This is a genomic window from Agrobacterium sp. 22-221-1 (assembly GCF_053522445.1).
In genome coordinates this window covers 265,525-287,410 of sequence record NZ_JBNWCL010000007.1, presented here as the reverse complement: position 1 = coordinate 287,410, position 21,886 = coordinate 265,525, and the positions used below count along the sequence as shown (strand labels likewise).

Sequence of the window (21,886 nt, the reverse complement as noted above, 5' to 3'; positions counted from 1 at the left end):
GGGGAGGGAGGGTGACTTCAGATCGTCGTGCGCGCCCGAAGCGCCGCCGTTAACGTGCCTTCGTCGAGATAATCGAGCTCACCGCCCACCGGCACGCCATGCGCAAGCCGGGTGATCTTGATGTCGAGACCGGAAAGGCGGTCGGTGATGTAGTGGGCGGTTGCCTGCCCCTCCACCGTCGCATTGACGGCGATGATAAGTTCGCGAATGCCGCCGGCGCTGACACGGTCGATCAGGCCCTTGATATTCAAATCCTCCGGCCCGACGCCGTCGAGCGGCGAAAGCGTGCCGCCCAGCACGTGATAGGCGGTGTTCATCGCGCCCGTCCGTTCCAGCGCCCAGAGATCCGACACGTCCTCCACCACGATGATGACCGACTGGTCGCGCCGGTCGTCGGTGCAGACGGTGCAGGGATCGATCGTATCGACATTGCCGCAGCAGGAGCAGATCTTCACCTTGTCATAGGCCTCGCCCATCGCATGGCCCAGCGGCCCGAGAAGCTGTTCCTTCTTCTTGATGAGATGCAACGCCGCCCGCCGCGCCGAACGGGGCCCAAGCCCCGGCACTTTTGCCAGAAGCTGGATCAGTTTTTCAATTTCGGGACCGGTGACTCGTTTTGCCATGAGCGCTTTCTACTGCATAAATCGGGAAACGGGAATCATGAAGCGCAAAGGGCAGTCCATGAAAATCAGGGCGGTATGCCGGGGCGAGGCAAAAAGCCTGCCGGGAAAGACGGCGAAGACGGGAATCTTCAAACATGCCGTGCAGGGCCCGGTCATGGTGGATGCCGAAGGTATCGTCAGCGACGCTGTCTGCAATCGCAAACATCACGGCGGGCCGGATCAGGCGATTTACGTCATGGGGTCCGTCGATCTCGATTTCTGGTCGCGCTCTCTGGGCTTTGTCGTCGAAGCCGGGTTTTTCGGCGAAAACCTTGTTCTGGATGGTGTCGACAGCGCAAAACTCCATGTGGGTGACAGGTTTTCGGCCAGCGAAGTTGTGCTGGAGGTGACCGCTGCCCGCATTCCCTGCGCCACTTTGTCAGCCCGCATCGGCGATCCCGATTTCGCACCGCGCTTCCGGCAGGCGGGTCAGCCGGGTTTTTATTGCCGGGTGCTAAAAGGCGGAATGCTCGCCGCCGGGGAGGATATCGCCTTCGCACCCTATCAGGGAACGAAACTGCCGATACCGACTATTCTACAGCGCTTCCGTCCCATGCAGCTCGACATGGCTGAACGCGCGGCCTATCTCGAAACGCCGCTTGCAAGCCGGTTTCGCGCGATGCTGGAAGCCTAGACCCTTTCTAGACGCGAGGACGGCGTGCATCACGCCATCCTCTTCGGTCAGATTATATCAGAACGGGAATTTCATGCCGGGCGGCAGCGGCAGACCGGCGGTCAGGCCCGCCATCTTTTCCTGCGCCTGCGCTTCGCCCTTTTCCTTGGCGTCCTTGTGGGCCGCCACGATCAGGTCTTCGAGGATTTCCACCTCGTCTTCCTTGAACAGCGAAGGATCGATTTTCAGGCCGCGCATTTCGCCCTTGCCGTTGAGAATGACGGTCACGAGGCCGCCGCCAGCCCTGCCTTCGACTTCAAGGGCGGCGATTTCTTCCTGCACCTTCTCCATCTTGGACTGCATTTCCTTGACCTTGCCCATCATGCCCATGATGTCACGCATGTGCCAATCTCCTGTTCTTTTTGTTTAAAACTCTATGTCGTCGCCGGGAAGGATGTCGCCTTCGCTCGATTCGGCAACCGATGGCGGTGCGATTTCTTCCGCCTCATCCTGTGCGGCGGCGCGGATGCGCACGTCGGTGATTTTTGCGCCGGGAAACTGCGCCAGAATGGCGGCAACGTCAGGATCCTGACGCGCATCGACAAGACGGGCATCCCGGGCATTGCCTTCCGCTTCAACAAGGGTCGGCTCGCCCTGTTCCTTGCTGAGGCTGACGATCCAGTGGATACCGGTCCATTCCTTGAGCTTGACGCCAAGCTCGCCGGGAAGCGATCCGGGCGCGCCTTCGCCGAGGCGCATATCAAGCCGGCCGGGCTCCAGCCGCACCAGCCGCACAAAGTTGCGCACCTTCGCCCGCATGACGGGATCGCGGTTCTTCTGGCAGAGATCTGCAATATCCTGCACCGAATTAACGGGAACCTTCGGCTCCGGCCGCTCTTCGGTTTTCGGTGCCGCGACCTGCATCTCCTGCGGGCGGCTGTCCGGAACCGCGCGCAGCACGGCGGAGGTCTGCGGTGTCGTCTGGCGCTGGGCGGGAAGATCGACAGGTCTTCCCGCAGCCACGGCCTGTCCTGACGAATAGGCGCGGGCACCGCCGCCATTGCCGCCGCCCGAAGGTCCGCCATTGGCGTAACCGCCGTCACCGTTCGAAAGCTCCGCCAAGCGCCGCGCGGCATCTTCAGGTGCGGGCAGATTGGCGGCGTGCGAAAGCCGGATCAGCACCATTTCGGCCGCACCCGCCGGACGCGAGGCATTTTCCGTTTCCGGAATGCCTTTCAGCAGCATCTGCCAGATGCGCGAGAGTGCGGTTACCGCAATCGTCTCGGCAAATTCCGCGCCGCGCACGCGCTCGATCTCGGAAAGCGAGGGGTCTTCCGCCGCGTCAGGCACATATTTCATGCGGGTGACGAGATGGGTGAAATCGGCAAGGTCGTTGAGCACCACGACAGGGTTTGCACCCGCCTCATATTGCCCGTTGAATTCCGAAAGGGCGGCCGCGACATCGCCTTTGACGACATGCTGAAAGAGATCGACGATGCGTGCACGGTCGGCAAGGCCCAGCATGCCGCGCACGGCCTCGGCTTCAACGCGGCCTCCACCATGAGCAATCGCCTGATCGAGCAGGGAAAGGCCGTCACGCGCAGAACCTTCGGCTGCGCGGGCGATCATCGAAAGCGCCTGCGGATCCGCTTCGAAACCTTCCTTGCCGGCAATGGCGGTGAACAGGCCGACCAGATCGGCGGCGCTGATGCGACGCAGATCGAAGCGCTGGCAACGAGACAGAACGGTGATCGGAACCTTGCGGATTTCGGTGGTCGCGAAGATGAATTTCACATGTTCCGGCGGCTCTTCCAAGGTCTTCAAAAGACCGTTGAAAGCCTGCGTCGAGAGCATGTGCACTTCGTCGATGATATAGACCTTGTAGCGTGCCGAAACCGGGCGATAACGCACCTGTTCGATGATCTCGCGAATATCGTCGATACCGGTATGGGAGGCGGCGTCCATCTCGATCACGTCGACATGCCGGCCTTCCATGATCGCCTGGCAATGTTCGCCGGGAATGCGCAGATCGATGGTCGGCTTGTCGATGGTGTCGGTCTTGTAATTCAGCGCGCGGGCGAGAATGCGGGCTGTGGTCGTCTTTCCCACACCGCGAACGCCGGTCAGCATATAGGCCTGCGCGATACGCCCGGTCTCGAACGCGTTGGTCAGCGTACGGACCATCGGCTCCTGGCCGACCATCAGATCGGAAAAATCCTTGGGGCGATATTTGCGCGCCAGTACCCGGTAGCCGGTCCCGACCTGGGATTCGCTTGATGTGGTGGGTACGGTGTCGCTCATTGCCTCGCCAGTTTGTTTTGCCAGTTGTCTTGGGGCGCTGAACTGGCCCGGCGAAAGCTGAGCACGTCTTTTAAAAAGGTGGGAGGCTGGCACGGCGACCCGTGCCGGGCTCGTTAGGGCTGCTTCCTTCCGGACCTGACCCGGTTGGCGAGTGGCTCGTCCACCACCAACCTCCCGGGGCCACATATCGGCAATATCGAAAGCAAATGCAAGCCAAGCCTTCAAAAAACTGCTATCACAATGAAAACAAACATGGAGGACACCTTGGAGACATTCCGGCTGGACGACAGACTGGCGCGCGACAGCGTGCTTGTGACGCGTTTGGGACTATGTGAACTGCGTTTGCAAAACGACAACCGCTGGCCTTGGCTGGTGCTGGTGCCGCAGCGAGACGGCGTCAGTGAACTATTCGATCTCACCCCGCTTGATCAGGCCGTGCTGACATTCGAGACCAATCTCGTCGCGTCTGCCTTGAAAGAAATCACCGGAGCCACCAAGATCAATGTCGGTGCTTTGGGCAATATCGTCCGGCAGCTTCATGTCCATATAATCGCTCGCAATGAAGGCGACACCTGCTGGCCGGGTCCCATCTGGGGTCACGGAACGCCTGTGCCCTATGCCGCGGGCGAAAAGGAAAGTTTGATGAAAAAAATCTCCGGCGCGCTCTGATGATTTCCATGAAAATTTTTGAAACCACTGCCCCCCATCCCGAAGCAAGCCTGCTGACAGCCTTTTCCAAGAACGCCCTCGACCGTTTTGCCGAAAAACGGTCGGAAGAGTGCGTTGCCGATGCGCTGAAGATCGATGGCACCCATATTTTCGCTTTCTCGGGCAACCGGCTTGTCCTGAAGCATGACGAGCAGGTCATCGACCCCCTGTTTTCCGCCTATGAGCTGGCAGAACTGCAGCCGGATTTCGACAATGCCGTGCTGCTCGGATATCGCGAAACCGGCGAGCCGAGAATTGCGGTGCCGGTTGCCGTGGCCGAGGATCAGCTCGCGAGCCACTACAAGCTCGCCGACGCCCGTACGCTTTATCGCGACCATCTTCTCGATGAGGAATTGTTGAGCGAGGTTGCCCAGGCCGTCAGCCTCACCCACTGGAACGCCGACAATCGGTTTTGTGGAAAGTGCGGCGGCACCATGGAGCTTCGTATCGGCGGCTACAAGCGTATCTGCGCCGCCTGCAACCACACGATTTTTCCCCGCACCGATCCCGTCGTGATCATGATGACGATCGATATCGAGCGTGATCTTTGCCTGCTTGGCCGCGGTGCGCATTTTGCACCGGGCATGTATTCGTGCCTTGCCGGTTTTGTGGAGCCGGGCGAAACCATCGAGCAGGCCGTCCGCCGTGAAACGCATGAGGAATCCGGCGTCGAGATCGGCCGCGTGCGTTATCACGCGTCGCAGCCCTGGCCGATGCCGCATACGCTGATGATCGGCTGTTATGCCGAGGCACTGTCTTTCGATATTGCCCGCGATGAGATCGAACTGGAGGATTGCCGCTGGTTCACACGGGCGGAAGTCGCCAAGATGCTGGAAACGGCGACGGGTGAGGGCTTTTCCGCGCCTCCCGGTGGCGCCATCGCGCATCGGCTGATGCGCGATTGGGTGGAATGGACGAAATAATCGCGTTCGGCAGGCTCAACCCTGGTTGAGCTTGCCGCGCATCGCATGGCCCTTATAGACGCCGAGAATGCGGACTTTTTCGGAGAAGAAGCGCAACTCGTCCAGCGCATGCCGCACCGGTTCGTCATCGGGGTGGCCTTCAATATCGGCATAAAACTGCGTCGCCACGAATTTGCCGCCGAGCTGGTAGCTTTCGAGCTTCGTCATGTTGATGCCGTTCGTCGCGAAACCGCCCATGGCTTTGTAGAGCGCGGCCGGAATATTGCGGACGTTGAAGACAAAGGTGGTGACGACGATTTCGTCGCTCGACTGACGCTTGGCCCAGTTTTCATCGCGGGAAAGCACAACGAAACGCGTGACGTTGTTTTCCGAATCCTCGACGTTTTCAGCGAGAATATCGAGGCCGTAGAGATTGGCGGCAAGGCGCGGCGCGAGAGCCGCCATGCTGCGGTCGCCCTTTTCTGAAACGAGCCTTGCGGAGCCCGCCGTATCGCCGGCGATGACGGGCTTCCAGCCGTTCGAACGGATGATTTTCCGGCACTGGCCAAGCGCGTGAATGTGGCTGTGGACGGTGCGGATTTCATCCTTCTTCACGCCCGGCATCACCATCAACTGGAAGCGGATTGGCATGAAATATTCGCCGATGATGTGCAGGCGCGATTCCGGCAGCAGGTGATGAATATCCGCAACGCGGCCGGCCAGCGTGTTTTCAATCGGGATCATGCCGAGATCGGCTTCGCCATTTTCAATGGCGTTGAAGGCATCCTCGAATGTCGGGCACGGCAAAGGCTCCATATCCGGGAACATGTCGCGGCAGGCCATATCGGAATTCGCGCCGAATTCGCCCTGGAAGGCAATGCGATTTGTGCTCAAGGTCATGGGACTGTCCGTTAGAGGGTTCTGCTTGCGAGAATTTTGCGGGCTTTTTCCAGATCGTGCGGCGTGTCGACGCCGAGCGGCACGGAACTGACGATTTCGGCGTCGATGCGCATCCCCGCTTCCAGCGCGCGCAGCTGTTCCAGCCGCTCGCGTTTTTCCAGCGGCGAGGGCGGCAGGCTCACGAATGTCTCGAGTGCTGCGCGGCGATAGGTATAAAGTCCGATGTGATGATAAAGCGGGCCATCGCCATAAGGGGCGGTGGTGCGGGTAAAATAAAGCGCGCGCAATCGCGAATCGGAAAGCGGGCTGCCCACCACTTTCACCACGTTCGGATTGGTTTTTTCTTCCTCTTCGGTGATTTCGACCGTCAGTGTCGCAATATCGACGGCGGCATTTTCCAGTGGACGCAACGAAGCGCGGATCGTCTCCGCTTCGATGGTCGGAAGATCGCCCTGGACATTGATGACATATTCCGCCTTGCCATAAGGATCGGCTTTCTGCAGCGCTTCGAAAATGCGGTCCGAGCCGGATTGGTGGTCGTCGCGCGTCATCATCACGTCGAAACCGGCATTTTTGACGGCCGAAAACACCTGTTCGTCATCGACGGCCACAACGATTCGCTCCGCGCCGGCCTCGCGTGCGCGCAGCGCCACCTGCACGATCATCGGCTTGCCGCCGATGTCGGCGAGCGGCTTGCCCGGCAGGCGCGTGGATGCCATCCGCGCCGGTATGAGGACGACAGCTTTCTCGAAATCCCGATTCTTCATCCAACACCCTTCAAATCCCGCCCGAAAAGTGTCAAAACGTCACGGTGTGGGGAGCATTATTCAAGTTGCGCAGGCTGTGCAAAAGCCATAGCTTTCGAGCAATTTCAAGATGCCCGTTATATCAAGCGGATGCGAGGGAGCGCATATAGATGAATTCTTATGTAAATATGGGCGTTGGGGCGTTGCTTGGCACGGTTTTCGTCCTGATGTCGGTGTCGATTGCGTCTGAGGGCATTTTCCATGCGCCCGCGCCCGAAAAGGAAGGTTACGCCATTGCTGCGGCAGAGGGTGGCGGCGAAGCAGCCGGCGGAGAAGCCGCTGCCGCGGCGACGCCGATCGCGCAATTGCTTGCGAGCGCCGATGCCGCCAAGGGCGAGACGGTCTTCAAGAAGTGTACGAGCTGTCATACCGGAGAGAGTGGTGGTGCAAACAAGGTCGGCCCCAATCTCTTCGATATCGTCAACCGGCCGATCGCCAGCCATGAAGGTTTCAGCTACTCCGCAGGGATGAAGGATTTCTCCAAGGGCGGTTCCGTGCATTGGGATTACGATCATCTCAGCTTCTTCCTGGAAGCTCCCAAGAAACACGTTCCCGGCACGGCCATGGGCTTTGCGGGCGTGAAGAAGGAGACGGAACGCGCCGATCTCATCGCTTATCTGCGGACGCTGTCGGCAAACCCGGCACCGCTTCCGGATCCCGCTGCGGCTCCCGCGCCGACAAACTGATCGTTACGATGGTTTCATGAAAAAAGCCCGGCATCGCTGCCGGGCTTTTTATTTTTGCAGCGCCGGATTGCGGCTGCGGCAATGGCGCCTGAAAAATCAGAACCCCTTGCCGCCGCGCAATTCGGAAATCACCGTTCCGACCATGATCTTGATATCCAGCCAGAGCGAAAAATTGTCGACGTAATAAAGATCGGAGACGATTCGGGCGCGCGCCTTGTCGCTGCGATCCGTCGGGCCGCGCAACCCCCGCATCTGGGCAAGGCCGGTAATGCCCGGCCGCACCCGGTGCCGCATATGGTAGTGCGGTACCAGCTCCTCATAAAGACGGCCGGCCGCCAGCATGCCGATGGCATGGCAGCGCGGCCCGACCAGCGACATATCGCCTTTCAGCACATTCAGAAGCTGCGGCAGTTCGTCGATATTCGTGCGGCGAAGAACCGCGCCGATCCGGGTTATTCTGGGGTCGTTCTTCACCGTCTGCGCCACGCCGGTGGCGTCGCAAAGATCGGTCCTCATGGAGCGGAATTTATAGACACGGATTTTCCGCCCGTTCATGCCCCAGCGGACCTGTGAAAACAGGACCGGTCCCTTGCTGTCGAGTTTGACCATCACTGCCACGGTGAGCAGCACCGGCGCGAGTGCGACAAGGGCGATGGACGCCCCTGCGATGTCAATCGTTCTTTTGAGCGCGAACTGGCCGCGCAGGAATGCGGAGACGGTTTTTTCCGAAGAGGAAGGTTGCGTTTCCGGCGATTCGAAAGTGGTGGCTGCGGAATAGGAGGCACCGTAAAAAACGGCATGCGATGAGCCTTTAGTACCCAGCATAATATAAAGCCCTGAAAAGTTATTTTGATAGAAGAAAATTAATTTATATGAACGATTAATAATTCATTTACCGTAAAAAGTCATCCGAAATGTAACCGCCCCGGCGCAAATGGCAATCTACGGTTAATGCGACTGCACGCGGATGTTGCAGGGTCGGCGTCCTCTCCGCTCGTGGCTGCGGAGACGGCCTGTCCCATGGAACCAAAACCTGCAAAATCGGGAATTTTCGTGCAGCGCTGGCGAAATCGCCATCGGCCCTGAGACAAGCGCCTTTCGGCCACTCTAAGCCGTCAGTTTCCCATCAGAATATCGAGCAGGGTCGTCTGCTTCGGTCCGGATGGCGCCTGACCGCCGATATCGGCGGGTGGTACAGGCCCGTTGCCGGCTGAATAGCCGGGTTCGATATCGCGGGAAGGGATATTTGCCGGCGGCATCGGTGCACCGGGCTGATTCGGATTCGGCGCAACCGGGGCTTCGGGATAGGCGCGCGTATCCACCGTTCCGCCACCGAGCGCATTGGAAATGATGTCGCCGATGGAGGAGGGCGCGCTTTCCGGCGCCGGCTGCTGCATTTCCCCAAGCGGTGGCACGCCGCCTGCGCCAAGCCCGAAGAGCGGCGAGGGCGAAAGCCCCGAATGGGCGGCGGTCATGAAATCTTTCCAGGCCTTTGCGGGAAGCCCGCCACCGGTGACCTTCTTCATCGATGTGCCGTCGTCATTGCCGAACCACACGCCGGTGGTCAGGTTGCTTGTGTAGCCGACAAAAAGAGCGTCGCGGAACGATTGCGTCGTGCCGGATTTTCCTGCCGCCTGCCAGCCCTGCAGCCGTGCCGCCTTGCCGGTACCTTCGGTAATGACGCGCGACAGCATGCTGTTCATGGTCGCGGCGATCTCTTCGCTAAGGACGCGCGGCGGGTTGTCGTATTTGTTTTCGTAAAGCACCTTGCCATCCGCATCGGTGATGCGTTTGACGATATGCGGCGTCGCCTTGTAGCCGCCATTCATGAAGGGGGCGTAGGAGGCCGTCAGCTCCATCAGCGATACTTCCGAGGTGCCGAGCGCGATGGAGGCATTGTTCTGCAGTTCGGATTCGATGCCCATGCGATGCGCCACCTGGGTCACACGATCGGGACCCACTTCCATCACCAGCTGCGCGGCAATGGTGTTCAGCGAATTGGCGAGCGCGGTGGCGAGCGTCACTTCGCCTCGATATTTCTTCTCGTAATTTTCCGGGGTCCAGTTGCCGATACGAACAGGCGCGTCGTTACGAACGGTATAGGGAGTGAGCCCGGATTCGAGTGCGGCGACGTAAACGAAGGGCTTGAATGCGGAGCCGGGTTGCCGTTTTGCCTTGGCGGCGCGGTTGAACTGGCTTTCGGCATAATCCGCCCCGCCCACCACGGCCCGGATCGCGCCCGTGCCATCGATGGAAACCAGCGCCGCCTGCGAAGCGCCCTGCTTCTTGCCGTCACCCTGCAGCACGTGGGTCAGCGCCTTTTCGGCGTCGCGCTCGAGATTGGGGTCGATGGTCGTATCGACGACAATGTCCTGCTTGACCTCGCCGACGAGGTTGCGCACTTCCTCCAGCACCATATCGGCGGCATAATGCTCGGCGCCGGACCAGAAACGTTTCGCCTTGGTCGGCGGCTGCGACATGGCGGTCTTGATTTCATCGTCGGTGATGAAGCCGACATCGCGCATGGATTGCAGCACTACCTGTGCCCGTTCTTCCGCCGCCTGCGGATCGCGCGCCGGCGAAAGGCGCGAGGGCGCTTTAAGAAGCCCGGCCAGCATGGCCGCCTCGCCCAGATTGACGTCGCGCGCGGATTTGTTGAAGTAGCGCCGCGAGGCCGCCTCGACGCCATAGGCATTGGAGCCGAAATAGACGCGATTGAGATACATCGCGAGAATCTGGTCCTTGGTGAACTCATGCTCCAGCCAGAAGGACAACAGCACTTCCTGAACCTTGCGTTCCAGCGTGCGATCCGGCGAGAGGAACAGGTTTTTCGCGAGCTGCTGCGTCAGCGTCGAGCCGCCCTGCACGGTTCGTCCCGTCAGAACATTCGTGACGATGGCGCGTCCGAGACCGAGCGGATCGACCCCGAAATGCGAATAAAACCGCCGGTCCTCAATGGCCATGACGGCCTGCGGAATATAGGGCGACATATCTTCCAGCGCGAGCGCCTCGCCGCCGGTGGTGCCGCGATTGGCCAGCACGCTGCCATTCACCGAAACGATCTTCACATTCGGCGGGCGTTCGGGAATGGACCAGCTGCTGGCGCTCGGCATGCGTGCGCCGTAATAGAGAACAAGACCGGCAACACCGATGCCGCCCCAGATGCCGAGTACGATGCACCAATAGACGAGGGAGCGAATGAAGCCCGTCGCGCCGCGGCCGGAGCTGCGGGTGCGCTTTTCTTTTTTCCTGGATTTGGTGCGGCCGGATGTCGGCTTCGGTTTTCTGGCTTGCTGCTTTGTGGTTCCGCTGATGCGCTCGCTGGCGTCGAGGCGCAGGTCATCACCGGATTCATGGAAATCCCCGAAGGAGGGTTCTACCCGTTCGCGTGATTTACCCTTGCCTGCCATCCAGCCGAAGTCGCTCCTATTCGCGAAACCGCGCGCATCCCGTTTGGGTTTCAGGCTTCTATGCCTGCGCGATCCTTAATCCAGGATGAAGAGTTTAAATGCGGCAATTTAAGGCGGGGTTAAGTCCTCGCCGGATCAAATCGGCGTCATTGGCAGACGTCGACCCATTCCGCATCCGTTAGCTCGGCCATCACCTCCGGCGAAATCTTCACCGCCGCATTGGTGGCGCCGGCCGCGGGAACCACCTCATGATAGTTTTTCAGCGAGACGTCGCAAAATACCGGAAGCGGGGAGGGCAGGCCGAAAGGGCACACGCCGCCTATGGGGTGGCTGGTCACCGCAACCACCTCTTCCGGTCCGAGCATGCGCGGCTTTGCGCCGAAATGATCGCGGAATTTGCGGTTGTCGAGCCGCTTTGTGCCGGCAGCGACGACGAGAAGAATGGTTTCACCCGCCTTCAGGCAAATGGTTTTCGCAATCTGGTCGGGGTCGACACCATGCGCTTCAGCGGCCAACGCAACCGTCGCCGAACTCGTTTCCGTTTCGATCACGGCAACCTCGGGCGACTTTTCGGTGAAAAAGGCTCTGACGGATTCAATAGACATGCGTATTTATTAGGCGTTACGCGGAGAAGCTTCAAGTCACCTCGAAACAGCTATGCATTATGCGCAATGCTGCGCTGCGATGAAACGTCTGTTTTTTAAGCGGCGATCCTGTATCTTCAAATCATCGAAGCGACGCACTCCTCCTCCCAGCGTCGCCCGATTGGACTGACAATACTCCTCCTCCCAATTGTCAGTCAGTTTCAAGAACCCGGCGCACCTCCTCCCGCGCCGGGTTTTTGCTTTTTGGCGTTCCTGTTGTCTGGCTCCCTGCTGAACCCTGACCAGATGGTCGTGTTCAAAGAAACTTGACTTTCAGCCCCTTCCAACCTAGGTACTTCGCCATCGATATTTGTTTGACGACCAGAGCTTCGGCGTCTTTTTAGGCGCTCACGACGATCTTTTCCTTCAAATTCGACCCAAGTCCGCACTGCTCGCAGTGCAAATACAATTGCCAACGGAAGGAAATCGTTATGGCGACTGGTACAGTAAAGTGGTTCAACGCAACCAAGGGCTACGGCTTCATTCAGCCTGACGACGGTTCGCAGGACGTATTCGTTCACATCTCCGCTGTTGAGCGCGCTGGTCTGACCGCCCTCAACGACGGCCAGAAGCTCTCCTACGAGCTGATGCAGGATCGTCGCTCGGGCAAGATGTCCGCAGGCAACCTCGTTGCTGCCTGATAAGCGCTTTGGCCCGAAAGGGTCATTCGCATGAATGGAAAGGCCGGATTTTTCCGGCCTTTTTCTTTTGCAGGAAGGGGCTGGACCGGTTGCCCTTGAAAAAGCCAGGTCACATACCAATATAGGGTTCAACAGTGCTCCGGACCGGAACTGCCGGGAATGGCGCTTTTAAAAGTGCCGCTGCTGTTGTGTTAACCAAAGATTAACCAAAGCAGCCGATCCTGAGCCGGAAAGCAGCGTCGATATCCTTGACGCGCTCTGGAGCATCAGGCCGTTTAAACGCTTTGACCACGGATGTACTGGCATTGACGGAAAACGGATGGAAAGGTCGGGCTTGCCCGGCCTTTTTGTTTTATGTGCCGAGGAGGTGCCGAATATTCGGCGCCTCCTCCTTTTTCTGGATTATTTCGCCGCGAGCGCGTCGAGAATACGGACCCAGGAGCGAATGCCCTTGTGGAAGGACTGCAGGTCGTATTTTTCATTCGGCGAATGAATACGGTCATCGGTAAGTCCGAAGCCGACAAGCAGCGAATCCATTCCCAGCATCTTCTGGAAATCGCCGACGATCGGGATCGAGCCACCCATGCCGATGACGACGGCAGGTTTCGGCCACTCTTCCGAAAGCGCGTTTTTGGCTTTGGTGAGCACGGGCGAGTCGTAAGACAGCTGGATGGCGGGTGAACCGCCATGTTCGTAGAACTCCACGGAGCAATCGGCGGGAATCTTCGAGCGCACATAGGCCCGGAAGCTTTCACGAATAGCCGCAGGGTCCTGCTCGCCGACGAGGCGGAAGGACACCTTGGCGGAAGCCTTGGCGGCGATCACGGTCTTGAAACCATCGCCGGTATAGCCGCCGATAATACCGTTGACTTCCGCCGTCGGCCGCGCCCAGGTCTGCTCCAGCACGGAGCGACCCTTTTCACCCGAGGGAACCGAAAGGCCGACTTCGCCGAGGAAGGCTTCGGCCGTGCGGCCCAGCGTCTCCCAGGAGGCCTTGATGTTGGCTGGGGTTTCTTCCACGCCGTCATAAAAGCCTGAAAGAGTTACCCGGCCGGTCTCGTCATGCAGGCCGGCGAGAATATCGGTGAGGATGTGGATGGGGTTTGCCGCCGCCCCACCGAACAGACCGGAATGCAGATCGCGGTCGGCTGCCGTGATGACGACCTCTTCGCCGACCAGGCCGCGAAGGGCTGCGGCAATGGCGGGCGTATCCCGGTCCCACATGCCGGTATCGCAGACCAGCGCATAATCGGCCTTCAGTTCTTCCGCATTAGCTTCTAGGAAAGGCTTCAGCGACGGCGAGCCGGATTCTTCTTCGCCTTCAAAAAGAATGGTGACGCGCACCGGCAGGCCGCCATTGACAGCCTTGTACGCCCGGCAGGCCTCCACGAAGGTCATCAGCTGGCCCTTGTCGTCTGCCGTTCCGCGTCCGGTAATCACCTGTCGGCCGGCGCCGATATCCTTGACGGCGGGTTCGAACGGATCGTTTTCCCAGAGCTCGAGCGGATCGACCGGCTGGACGTCATAATGACCGTAGAAAAGCACATGCGGCGCGTCCTTGGTGGCCGCATCGTGATGCGCCACGACCATGGGGTGGCCGGCCGTATCGCGCACGGAGGCCGTAAAACCGAGCGCTGAAAGCGTTCTGACCAGCCATTCCGCCGCCTTGCGGCATTCCGCCTTGTAAGCGGGGTCCGTCGAAATCGACGGAATACGTACGAGCTCGAACAGGCGCTCGAGGCTGGAGGTGAGATTATCGTCGGCGGTGGAAAGAATGGGGGAAACGTCTGTCATCGCTGATCCTGTCATGTCTGTCGTGCCCCGGCGATAAGACGAAACATCCGGGCATCGCGCATCGCGGGAAACAAGGGGGCCGGCGCGTCGTGAATCGGCAAACGTGCGGCCGCCGGAACGATAGAGCAGTTCAGGGAAAGTGCGAAGCGGTTTCGGGCTGTAAATGCTATTTCGCTTTTTTGGCGCTTTCGATCGCCCGGCGCATATATTCCAGCAAAAGCTGTCTCTCGAAACGCCGGAAATCCTTGAGCAGCGCATCTTCGGTGGCTTCGGAGGCGGCAATGGCGTTGGCTTCCAAATCCCTGCCGCGCTGGGTCAGTTCGATGATCTGGGCGCGGCGGTCGCTTGGATGGGATTTGCGGACGATCAGCCCGTCGCGTTCCATGCGCGAGAGCGTATTGGCGAGCGTCGCCTGTTCGACATCGATTCTATCGAGCAATTGCCGCTGGGTCAGGCCGTCCTCATGCCAGAGCTCGATGAGGATGGGGAATTGCCCGGGCGAGAAACCCAGGGCGGCGGCTCTTTTCTGCAGCGCCATGGTGAATTCCCGCGCCATTTTCGAAGCGAGATAGATTGCCGATTCGTCCCGGGAAAAACCCATTTTTCCGCCCATAAAGCATCACGGCCGGCTCAGCCCGGCAATTCGATAGCGCGATATATATCGCATGATATGTTTATGCCAGTACGAAACGGCGCATAAAATAAAACCGCCATGGCCGGGAGGGGTCGGCCATGGCGGTCATATTGGAGGACAAAGGCCCGGAGAGGGGGAAAGGCCTTTGTCCGGTCTGACGCGGCGGGGGACGAGCCAGCTATCAGACTACGGCGTGATCAGGCGCCGTCCCTTATGAAATGTGTCTGCAAATGCGGCTTTTCAAGGGAAGGGCGGATTACAAATCGGTAACGTTCAGGTGAATTTTGCAGGCCTGTGCTGCCGCCTCATTCCCTGCTCTTTACGGTGCGTTGTGCGAAGTTTCGGTAGACGTCAAAACGGCCCCGCGCTATCCATGCTACCCATGAAAAAAGGCGATCATCTCTTCCTCGTTGACGGTTCCGGTTTCATTTTCCGGGCCTTCCATGCAATCCCGCCGCTGAACCGCAAGTCGGACGGGCTGCCGGTCAACGCCGTCTCCGGTTTCTGCAACATGTTGTGGAAGCTGCTGAAGGATGCGCGCAATACCGATGTCGGCGTGACGCCGACCCATTTTGCGGTAATTTTCGACTATTCCTCGAAGACTTTCCGCAACGAACTTTATGATCTCTACAAGGCCAACCGCACCGCGCCGCCGGAAGATCTGGTGCCGCAATTCGGCCTGATCCGTGAGGCGACGCGCGCCTTCAACCTTCCCTGCATCGAGACCGAAGGCTTCGAGGCGGACGATATCATCGCCACCTATGCCCGGCAGGCCGAGGCGATCGGCGCCGATGTTACGATCATCTCCTCCGACAAGGATCTGATGCAGCTCGTCACGGCCAATGTACACATGTACGACGCCATGAAGGACAAGCAGATCGGCATTCCGGACGTTGTCGAAAAGTGGGGCGTAGGCCCTGAAAAGATGATCGACCTGCAGGCGATGACCGGCGATTCTACCGATAATGTTCCGGGCATTCCGGGTATCGGGCCCAAGACGGCGGCGCAATTGCTGGAGGAATACGGCGATCTCGATACGTTGCTGGCGCGGGCGGGCGAAATCAAGCAGCAGAAGCGCCGGGAAAATATCATCGCCAATGCGGAGCTTGCCCGCCTTTCCAGGCAGCTTGTGGCACTCAGAACCGATGTGCCGCTGGATCAGTCTCTCGAAGCGCTGGTGCTCGAACCGCAAAATGGCCCGAAACTGATCGCCTTCCTGAAGGCGATGGAGTTCACGACGCTGACACGCCGGGTGGCCGAGGCGACCGAAACCGACGCTTCCGCCATCGACCCTGCCAATGTGCCGGTACAATGGGGTGCCGATGCCCATGGTCCCGATCTCGATGCGCCTGCCGCTGCCGTGAACGCTGGCGAAGTGGCCGCTGACGCCGCTGGCGCTTCGGCTTCGCCTGCCGCTCCGGCAAGGAAAGTAACGGGGGAGGGCAGCGCGCCCGCTGATCTCGCCACAGCGCGACAGGCGCTTTTTTCCGCCGCCAAGATCGATACGACCGCCTATCTGACGATCAGGGACCTTGCGGCGCTCGACCGCTGGATCGCGGCGGCCCGTGAGACAGGCGTCGTCGCCTTCGATACGGAAACGACCTCGCTCGACCCGATGCAGGCGGAACTTGTCGGTTTTTCTCTGGCCATTGCCGACAACGGCAAGGATGCCACGGGCACCGATATCCGGGCCGCTTATGTTCCTTTGACGCACAAGACCGGTTCCGGCGGCGATCTCTTCAGCGATGGCATCAAACTGGCCGAAGGGCAGGTGCCATTTGCCGAGGCACTGGAGCGTCTGAAGGACCTGCTCGAGGATGAGGCCGTTCTGAAGGTCGCGCAGAACCTGAAATATGACTATCTGCTAATGAAACGCCACGGCGTCGTCATGCAGAGCTTCGACGACACGATGCTGATTTCTTATGTCCTCGAGGCCGGCAAGGCCACGCATGGCATGGATTCCCTGTCCGAACGCTGGCTCGGCCACACGCCGATCGCCTATAAGGACGTGGCGGGATCGGGCAAGTCGAGCGTCACCTTCGATTTTGTCGATATCGACAAGGCAACCGCCTATGCTGCGGAAGATGCAGATGTCACCCTGCGGCTCTGGATGGCGCTGAAGCCGAGGCTTGTCTCGGAACGGCTGACCAAGGTTTATGAGCGGCTGGAGCGTCCCCTCGTGCCGGTTCTGGCGCATATGGAAGAGCGCGGCATCACCGTCGACCGGCAGATTCTCTCGCGTCTTTCCGGCGAACTCGCCCAGAAGGCCGCGTCCTTCGAAGAGGAAATCTACGAGCTGGCGGGCGAGCGTTTCAACATCGGCTCGCCAAAGCAGCTCGGCGATATTCTGTTTGGCAAGATGGGCCTGCCGGGCGGTTCCAAAACCAAGACCGGGCAATGGTCGACATCGGCGCAGGTTCTCGAAGATCTCGCGGCGGAAGGCGCCGAACTGCCGCGCAAGATCGTCGACTGGCGGCAGCTGACGAAGCTGAAATCGACCTATACGGATGCGCTGCCGGGATATATCCATCCCGAAACGAAACGGGTGCATACGTCCTATGCGCTCGCCTCCACCACCACGGGGCGTCTGTCCTCTTCGGAGCCGAACCTTCAGAACATTCCGGTTCGCACCGCCGAAGGCCGCAAGATCCGCACGGCTTTCATCTCCACACCCGGTCACAAGCTTCTGTCGGCCGACTACAGCCAGATCGAGCTGCGCGTGCTGGCCCATGTCGCCGATATTCCGCAGCTCCGCAACGCCTTTGAAAACGGCATCGACATTCACGCCATGACGGCATCGGAAATGTTCGGTGTGCCGGTGGAAGGCATGCCGTCGGAAGTGCGCCGCCGCGCGAAGGCCATCAACTTCGGTATCATCTACGGCATTTCCGCCTTTGGCCTCGCCAACCAGCTCGGCATCGCCCGCTCCGAAGCCGGCGACTATATCAAGAAATATTTCGAGCGTTTTCCCGGCATTCGCGACTACATGGAGGCAACCAAAGCCTTCGCCCGCGAAAACGGCTATGTCGAAACGATTTTCGGCCGCCGTGCCCATTATCCGGAAATCCGCTCTTCCAACCCTTCGGTAAAAGCCTTCAACGAACGCGCGGCCATCAACGCGCCGATCCAGGGCTCCGCCGCCGATATCATCCGCCGCGCCATGGTTCGTATCGAGCCTGCGCTGGAGGCGGAAAAGCTTTCCGCCCGCATGCTTTTGCAGGTGCACGACGAACTCATCTTCGAAGTCGAGGAAGCGGAAATCGAAAAGACCCTGCCGGTCGTCGTCTCTGTCATGGAAAATGCGGCCATGCCGGCGATTTCTATGAAGGTGCCGCTCAAGGTGGATGCACGTGCGGCCGACAATTGGGATGAGGCGCATTGACTGGAGAATCGGCTTTCTGTGGATTCCGGGACATGGACCACTTCAAGGGGCATGTCGTTTTCGATAAAACGTGAGCCGTGATTTGTGATGCCTGAGGATCGCTTGCCGCGCTGATTCCGTTGAATCGGAAAAAATGTGCGTCAGGGCTGGTCAAAGCCCGTTTGGGCATGTATAAGCGCGCCAAATTTCCGATATCGAGACATCCGACATTCGGCCTTTGGTTCTGGCCGGTTCCGTTGTTTCGCCGCTTAAGTGGAGTAACAAAAATGGCTGTACCAAAAAGAAAAACAAGCCCGTCCAAGCGCGGTATGCGCCGCTCGGCTGACGGTCTCAAGTCTGCGACCTATGTTGAAGACAAGAACTCCGGCGAACTGCGCCGTCCGCACCATATCGATCTGAAGACCGGTATGTATCGCGGCCGTCAGGTTCTGACGCCGAAGGAAAGCGCATAAGCTTTTCTGAAATCATCTTTGCAAAAACCGGTCCTTGTGGCCGGTTTTTTGTTTTCAGGACCGTCCACCTGCCTTTTCCGCTCACTTGGAAAATTCGGCCACTCCTCCTACACTCTTTCAGGGAGAGCAGGTTTTGACGCCTGCAACGGGAGGGGAGCTTCGGTGAAATATCGCTGGATTTTATTGATGCTTCTCAGCCTCGGCCTCGGTTACGGCGCCGTGACGAGAGGTGGCGGTATCATCGCGGAAAGCTATTTCGGCGAAATGTCCGAGCAGGGCCGCACGACGCTGCGGCTGGCCGTTTCTGCTCTCGGTGGGCTTTTGAACCGTTACGAGCCGCTGCCGGCCCTGATTGCCGATCACGACGATATTGAGGAACTGGTCGCACATCCCAAGGATGCCGAACTGCGCCAGCGCGCCAATATCTACCTCAAATCCATCAACACCCTGCTGGAATCCTCCGATATCTACATCATCACGCTGGACGGGGAGACCATCGCCGCCAGCAACTATGATGGTCCAACGAGTTTCGTCGGCGAGAATTTCAGCTACCGTCCCTATTTTCAGGATGCCGCCAAAGGCTTCCAGTCACGCTTCTTTGCGCTTGGCACCACGTCCCACAAGCGTGGCTATTATTTTTCAGCGCCCATTCTCTTCAACGAGGAGATCAAGGGCGTCATCGTCTTCAAGGTCGATATTGAAGGCATAGAAGCGTCATTCGGCGATGGCGAGAACCGAATTCTGGTATCGGACCCGGAAGGCATCATCTTCATGACCGGAACGCCGCAATGGCTTTATTCCGGCCTGATGCCGCTGACACCCGAAAGGCTGGCACGAACGGAGGCTTCCCGCCGTTACGCCAATGCCACCCTTAAGGAATTGCCCCTGAAAAACGGCAATTTCGGTTCGCATCAGCTGATGACGATCAGCCAGGATGACGGTGAAAGGGAATATATGGTCCTGTCGCAGCCGATGCCGGACGCGGGCTGGACAGTCAGCGTGCTGATGGACACGGGTTCGCTCCGAACGCAGGTAAAGACGGCGATGATAGCCATCATCCTCTGCCTGTGTCTTGCTGCCGCCCTCATCGCCGCCATGCTGCAAAGGCGTCGTCGTCTGCGGGAGCGCCTGACCCATCAGGCGGAGGCGCAGGCGGAGCTGGAACGCCGGGTGGAGGAGCGTACGGCCGATCTGGCGCGGGTCAATCAGGAGATCGAGTACGAAATCGCCGAACGCCGCCAGACGGAAAAACAATTGCGCAAGATGCAGAACGATCTGGTGCAGGCGGGCAAGCTCGCAGCGCTCGGGCAGATGTCGGCAGCGTTGTCGCATGAGTTCAATCAGCCGCTCGCAGCCGCCAAGAACTACGCCGAAAACGCCTCGCTTCTCGTGGAGCGGGGACGGCTGGAGGAGGTGACGGAAAACCTCAGGCGCATTTCGGGCCTTATCGATCGCATGGCCTCCATCAGCAAGCATCTCAGGAATTTCGCCCGCAAGCCCAATGAAAAAATGGCCGCGGTAAGTCTGGAAGCCGTCCTTCGCGATACGCTCGAAATCGTCGGTGCGCGCCTGAAGGCCGCCGATGCGGTGCTGGATGTGGATCTCGGCCAGGTGCCGCTTGCCGTGAAGGCCGGCCCGGTGCGGCTGCAGCAGGTGCTCGTCAACATTATCTCCAATGCTGCCGATGCGGTGGAGGGGCGCGAGGATCGCCGCATTGCGCTGCGGGCCTTGCAGCATGGCCAGTCGGTGTCGATTTTCATTCGTGATCGCGGTCCGGGCGTGCCGGCGGCAATTTCAGAACGCATTTTCGATCCCTTCTTCACCACCAAGGGCGTGGGGCGCGGCCTCGGTCTTGGCCTGTCCATCTCCTATAACATCATCAAGGATTTTGGCGGCCAGCTCCGCGTCAGAAACCATGAAGATGGCGGGGCGGAGTTCGAAATCGAATTGCCAGCCGCCGCCTGGCGCGTGGAGGCGGCTGCGGAATGACCATGTCGCGGGTTCTGTTGATCGATGATGAGGAAGAGCTGCGCTTTTCCACCGCGCAGGCGCTGGAGCTTTCCGGTTTTGCCGTCACCATGCTGGCGAGTGCAGAACATGCGCTCGAACTGATCGGTTACAGCTTCGACGGTGTCGTGGTCAGCGATATCAGGATGCCGGGTATGGATGGCATGACGCTGCTGCAGAAGGTGCGGGAGCTCGATCCTGAAATACCTGTCATCCTGATGACGGGCCATGGCGATGTGCAGCTCGCGGTCAACGCCATGCGCAATGGCGCCTATGATTTCATCGAAAAGCCGTTCACGCCGCAATATCTCGCCGGCATCATCAAAAGAGCCAATGACCGGCGTGCGCTGGTACTGGAAAATCGCCGCCTCAAGGCGGTAGCGGGCAAGCATGACGATCTCGAAACGCGTCTGCCCGGCAGAACTCAGATCATGGTCGATCTGCGGTATCGTATCCGCGCCATCGGTGCGACGGACGCCGATACGCTGATCGTCGGTGACACGGGCGCGGGCAAGGAGGTCGTGGCGCGGGCTCTGCACGATATCAGCGCCAGAGCCAACCGGCCCTTCGTGGCGATCAATTGCGCCGCCCTGCCACAAACGCTGATCGAAAGCGAGTTATTCGGCCATGAGGCGGGCGCCTTTCCGGGTGCGCTGCGTCCACGCTACGGCAAGTTCGAGCACGCCCGCGGCGGCACCATCCTGCTGGACGAGATCGGCTCCATGCCGTTTGAATTGCAGGGCCGATTCCTGCGCGTCTTGCAGGAAAGGGTGATTACCCGCCTTGGCTCCAATGAGACAGTGGAACTCGATGTCCGCTTCATCGCCACCAGCAAGGTGGATCTGGAGCAGGAGGTTGCGGCCGGCCGGTTCCGTGCCGACCTTCTCTATCGCTTGAACGTGGCGACGCTTCTTGTCCCCTCCCTGTCACAACGCAGCGCCGACATACCCTTGCTTTTCCTGCATCTGGTGCGTGAAGCCGCTGCCCGTTACGGGCGGGAAGACATGGAGGTGCCGCAAAGTCTGCTTTCGGCCGTCTCCCTGCGTGAGTGGCCAGGCAATGTGCGTGAATTGCGCAATGCCGCAGACCGCTTCGTTCTCGGTCTGGAAAGCGATGTTTCCGAAGCCTCGCTGCCGTTTCAGGATGACGGAAAAGCGGCTCTTTCCGCACGGGTCGCGGCTTATGAAAAAAGCCTGATCGCACATGCAATCGCCGTACATGGCGGAAATCTGAAATCCGTTTATGAGAATCTCGGTATTTCGCGCAAAACGCTCTACGAAAAAATGCAGAAATACGGGCTGCACCGGCACATGACCGAGGTATGATGGGTGGATTTCCACCCAT

General features: G+C 59.3%; 19 protein-coding genes and 1 other RNA gene. 9 read left to right on the top strand and 11 right to left on the bottom strand.

The window, feature by feature from the left end; genetic code table 11:
• Positions 1-17: 17 nt before the first annotated feature.
• On the bottom strand, positions 18-623 hold the full coding sequence (gene recR, locus ACQZ5N_RS13705) for a recombination mediator RecR (protein ID WP_003524309.1): 606 nt from the start codon (positions 621-623) through the stop codon (positions 18-20).
• Positions 624-660: 37 nt separating this feature from the next.
• On the opposite strand from recR, the gene ACQZ5N_RS13700 reads away from it, so the two are divergent.
• The gene (locus tag ACQZ5N_RS13700; RefSeq protein ID WP_448733173.1) at positions 661-1,296 is read left to right on the top strand and encodes an MOSC domain-containing protein; all 636 of its coding nucleotides are present in this window, start codon (positions 661-663) and stop codon (positions 1,294-1,296) included.
• 57 nt (positions 1,297-1,353) lie between these two features.
• Here ACQZ5N_RS13700 and ACQZ5N_RS13695 read toward each other — a convergent pair whose 3' ends face one another.
• The 3 genes from ACQZ5N_RS13695 to ffs all read right to left on the bottom strand — a co-directional run bounded on the left by ACQZ5N_RS13695 (position 1,354) and on the right by ffs (position 3,751).
• Positions 1,354-1,677 carry a YbaB/EbfC family nucleoid-associated protein gene (locus tag ACQZ5N_RS13695; protein WP_003507179.1) on the bottom strand — a complete coding sequence of 108 codons (324 nt, stop codon included), beginning with the start codon at positions 1,675-1,677 and terminating at the stop codon, positions 1,354-1,356.
• A 24-nt stretch (positions 1,678-1,701) separates the two neighbouring features.
• Complete coding sequence (locus tag ACQZ5N_RS13690) at positions 1,702-3,576, bottom strand: DNA polymerase III subunit gamma/tau (RefSeq protein WP_448733172.1); 1,875 nt, start codon at positions 3,574-3,576, stop codon at positions 1,702-1,704.
• Positions 3,577-3,654: 78 nt separating this feature from the next.
• Positions 3,655-3,751: signal recognition particle sRNA small type (gene ffs / locus ACQZ5N_RS13685), an RNA gene on the bottom strand.
• A 65-nt stretch (positions 3,752-3,816) separates the two neighbouring features.
• On the opposite strand from ffs, the gene ACQZ5N_RS13680 reads away from it, so the two are divergent.
• The gene (locus tag ACQZ5N_RS13680) at positions 3,817-4,245 is read left to right on the top strand and encodes an HIT domain-containing protein (RefSeq protein ID WP_065654787.1); all 429 of its coding nucleotides are present in this window, start codon (positions 3,817-3,819) and stop codon (positions 4,243-4,245) included.
• Entirely contained in the window at positions 4,245-5,207 is a 963-nt protein-coding gene (gene nudC / locus ACQZ5N_RS13675; protein WP_080852882.1) for an NAD(+) diphosphatase, read from the top strand. Before ACQZ5N_RS13680 ends, nudC begins: the two co-directional genes overlap by 1 nt.
• 15 nt (positions 5,208-5,222) lie before the next feature.
• Here nudC and ACQZ5N_RS13670 read toward each other — a convergent pair whose 3' ends face one another.
• Together ACQZ5N_RS13670 and ACQZ5N_RS13665 are read right to left on the bottom strand one after the other, a co-directional pair.
• Positions 5,223-6,086: a prephenate dehydratase gene (locus tag ACQZ5N_RS13670; protein WP_003524315.1), complete on the bottom strand. Its 864-nt coding sequence runs from the start codon at positions 6,084-6,086 to the stop codon at positions 5,223-5,225.
• A gap of 11 nt (positions 6,087-6,097) precedes the next feature.
• On the bottom strand, positions 6,098-6,853 hold the full coding sequence (locus tag ACQZ5N_RS13665; protein WP_448733171.1) for a 3-deoxy-manno-octulosonate cytidylyltransferase: 756 nt from the start codon (positions 6,851-6,853) through the stop codon (positions 6,098-6,100).
• Positions 6,854-7,002: 149 nt separating this feature from the next.
• Between ACQZ5N_RS13665 and ACQZ5N_RS13660 the strand changes: the two genes are divergently transcribed.
• Positions 7,003-7,578, top strand: a complete 576-nt coding sequence (locus ACQZ5N_RS13660) for a c-type cytochrome (protein WP_059758943.1) — start codon at positions 7,003-7,005, stop codon at positions 7,576-7,578.
• A 96-nt stretch (positions 7,579-7,674) separates the two neighbouring features.
• Here the strand turns inward: ACQZ5N_RS13660 and ACQZ5N_RS13655 are convergent, their stop codons facing one another.
• The 3 genes from ACQZ5N_RS13655 to ACQZ5N_RS13645 all read right to left on the bottom strand — a co-directional run bounded on the left by ACQZ5N_RS13655 (position 7,675) and on the right by ACQZ5N_RS13645 (position 11,593).
• Positions 7,675-8,403, bottom strand: coding sequence for a sugar transferase (locus tag ACQZ5N_RS13655; RefSeq protein WP_003524319.1), 729 nt, complete (start codon positions 8,401-8,403; stop codon positions 7,675-7,677).
• A 290-nt stretch (positions 8,404-8,693) separates the two neighbouring features.
• A complete protein-coding gene (locus ACQZ5N_RS13650; RefSeq protein ID WP_448733170.1) occupies positions 8,694-10,988 on the bottom strand; it encodes a transglycosylase domain-containing protein in 2,295 nt (764 codons plus the stop codon).
• 146 nt (positions 10,989-11,134) lie between these two features.
• Positions 11,135-11,593, bottom strand: a complete 459-nt coding sequence (locus ACQZ5N_RS13645) for a YbaK/EbsC family protein (protein WP_003524322.1) — start codon at positions 11,591-11,593, stop codon at positions 11,135-11,137.
• Positions 11,594-12,063: 470 nt separating this feature from the next.
• On the opposite strand from ACQZ5N_RS13645, the gene ACQZ5N_RS13640 reads away from it, so the two are divergent.
• The gene (locus tag ACQZ5N_RS13640; RefSeq protein WP_003492998.1) at positions 12,064-12,273 is read left to right on the top strand and encodes a cold-shock protein; all 210 of its coding nucleotides are present in this window, start codon (positions 12,064-12,066) and stop codon (positions 12,271-12,273) included.
• A gap of 402 nt (positions 12,274-12,675) precedes the next feature.
• Here the strand turns inward: ACQZ5N_RS13640 and ACQZ5N_RS13635 are convergent, their stop codons facing one another.
• Both ACQZ5N_RS13635 and ACQZ5N_RS13630 read right to left on the bottom strand, forming a co-directional pair.
• Positions 12,676-14,067, bottom strand: coding sequence for a dipeptidase (locus ACQZ5N_RS13635; RefSeq protein ID WP_448733169.1), 1,392 nt, complete (start codon positions 14,065-14,067; stop codon positions 12,676-12,678).
• Positions 14,068-14,233: 166 nt separating this feature from the next.
• Positions 14,234-14,668, bottom strand: coding sequence for a MarR family winged helix-turn-helix transcriptional regulator (locus tag ACQZ5N_RS13630; RefSeq protein WP_035259662.1), 435 nt, complete (start codon positions 14,666-14,668; stop codon positions 14,234-14,236).
• Between the two features lie 415 nt (positions 14,669-15,083).
• On the opposite strand from ACQZ5N_RS13630, the gene polA reads away from it, so the two are divergent.
• From polA to ACQZ5N_RS13610, 4 genes are all read left to right on the top strand, one after another.
• On the top strand, positions 15,084-18,083 hold the full coding sequence (gene polA, locus ACQZ5N_RS13625) for a DNA polymerase I (RefSeq protein ID WP_448733168.1): 3,000 nt from the start codon (positions 15,084-15,086) through the stop codon (positions 18,081-18,083).
• A 266-nt stretch (positions 18,084-18,349) separates the two neighbouring features.
• The gene (gene rpmF, locus ACQZ5N_RS13620) at positions 18,350-18,535 is read left to right on the top strand and encodes a 50S ribosomal protein L32 (RefSeq protein WP_003507205.1); all 186 of its coding nucleotides are present in this window, start codon (positions 18,350-18,352) and stop codon (positions 18,533-18,535) included.
• A gap of 186 nt (positions 18,536-18,721) precedes the next feature.
• A complete protein-coding gene (locus tag ACQZ5N_RS13615) occupies positions 18,722-20,524 on the top strand; it encodes a sensor histidine kinase (protein ID WP_448733167.1) in 1,803 nt (600 codons plus the stop codon).
• A complete protein-coding gene (locus ACQZ5N_RS13610; protein ID WP_448733166.1) occupies positions 20,521-21,867 on the top strand; it encodes a sigma-54-dependent transcriptional regulator in 1,347 nt (448 codons plus the stop codon). Before ACQZ5N_RS13615 ends, ACQZ5N_RS13610 begins: the two co-directional genes overlap by 4 nt.
• Positions 21,868-21,886 lie beyond the last annotated feature (19 nt).